The sequence below is a fragment of the Plantactinospora alkalitolerans genome (assembly GCF_015690345.1).
Taxonomy (GTDB): domain Bacteria; phylum Actinomycetota; class Actinomycetes; order Mycobacteriales; family Micromonosporaceae; genus Plantactinospora; species Plantactinospora alkalitolerans.
In genome coordinates, this window is record NZ_JADPUN010000017.1 from 1 (window position 1) to 1,772 (window position 1,772).

A 1,772-nucleotide genomic window follows, 5' to 3' on the forward strand; every position below is an offset into this window, starting at 1 on the left:
CCCGAGTTCGGTCATTTCGTTAGTGCCTGAGGTCCGCTCGGGGTGAGGGCGTCGATGATGGCCTGCCGTTCGGGGTCGATCTGGGGTGGGAACGTCTGCGTGGCGTCGTTGATCGCGAGGGTCGCCGAGCGCAGCGGACGCAGTTGGCGGAGGACGTTGCGGATCGCGAGTCCGGTGCGGGTCTGGACTTCGCGGGTGACGGCCAGGGCGGTGAAGACGATGGTCAGGTGTGCCTCGATGGCGTCTTTCGTGTGGTGGAACATGGGTCGGGCGGCGAGGTCGGTCTTGGACATGCGGAAGGACTGCTCCACGTGCCACAGGTCGTGGTAGTTGGAGGTCACTTCGCTGGGGCTCATCACGTTGTGGGGGATGTTGGTGACGTAGCCCTTGAGCCCGATCAGCTTCCGTGCTCTGGCGAGGGATGTTTCGTCGAGGGTGCGGGCGTCGCCGTTGACGGTGACGAACCTCGGGGTTCGGGTTGTTTTCTCTCCGGCGACCACGGCCCGCGCTTTCGCTTCTTGGGCGTTGAGGGTCTTGTTGTCCCGGGCGGCGCGTGTGGCTGCGTACGCCCACACCGCCCGCCATGAGGATGTGTGCGTTCGTGGGTTCCATACCGGCTCGGCCTTGAGGGCGGGGTCGTTGTCGCGGTTGGCGCCGGTGCGGGGGGTGATCGTGTCGATGATCTGCCCGTCGGTGAAGTAGTCCCCGTGCCAGCGGTAGTGGGATTCCAGGTCGATCGGCGCCTTGGTGGTGCGTGAACCGACGATGAAGCCGAGGCCGGCCTGGTCGAGTTCGCGCAGGTTGGTCGCCGAGAGCATGCCGGCATCGGCGACTACGACCATGCCCTTGATCCGGTGGCGGGCCTGGAACTGGCGGATGACTGGCAGCAACGTCAACGTCTCGGCCTTGTTGCCCTCGAAGCAGCCGATCTCCAGCGGGAACCCGTGTCGGTCGACGAGCAGCCCGACGACGATCTGCGGGTCCACGCGCCGTTCCTTGGAGTATCCGACCTTGCGCAGGTCGTCCTCCTTGTCCGCCTCGAAGTACAACGTGGTCACGTCGTACAAGCAGAGGCTGACGTCGCCGCTGTTCAGGGCGTGGGCGAAGCACAGCCGCGCGATCTGGTCACGGTATGCGTCCGTGTGTGCGCGGGTCAGGGCACGGCGCATCGTCTTCTCGCTGGCCGGCTTGCGGCCCAGGTCGATCAGCACCCGGCCGGTGTCGCGGATCGAGGTCGGCTCCACGATCCGCGCGATCACCAGGTCCCGGAAAACCCTGTCGCCCAAGCCGTCGAATCCCAGCGACGTGAACACCGAGGCCAGCACGTCGTACAGCACCCGCGACGCCGTCGACACCACCCGCGGCGCGGCGACCGCCGCCAGCCCACGCACCGATGGACCATCGACCTCGAACAGCGCCGCGTCACCAGCCGGGCCGACCAACGTCGCCTTCCGCGCGACCGGCTCGATGCCAAGCTCGAACTCGCCCTGCCCGGGATCTTCAAGCAACTCGCGGGCCCGCGAGATCAGCAGCCCCAACTCGGCCTCGGTATGCGCCGAGCCCAGATGAGCAACGATCCGCCGACGCCCGCCGACGGACTCGGCGATCTGCACCGCCGTCGCGCCCGAAGCCGTCCGCACCCGCCGAATCCACGCCACGAACCCGAGCGTAGGGGACCAATTAGTGCCTCAGAAACAACCCACCAACACCCAACACCCCAGGTCAACGCGCTGCCCACCGTCGCGCCGCGAGCCGGTGACCAAACTCAGGTC

1 protein-coding gene is annotated in these 1,772 nt (G+C 67.1%); it reads right to left on the reverse strand.

Annotated elements, in window-relative coordinates; genetic code table 11:
• Positions 1 to 11 precede the first annotated feature (11 nt).
• Positions 12 to 1,658, reverse strand: a complete 1,647-nt coding sequence (locus I0C86_RS00090) for an IS1634 family transposase (protein ID WP_196199070.1) — start codon at positions 1,656 to 1,658, stop codon at positions 12 to 14.
• Positions 1,659 to 1,772 lie beyond the last annotated feature (114 nt).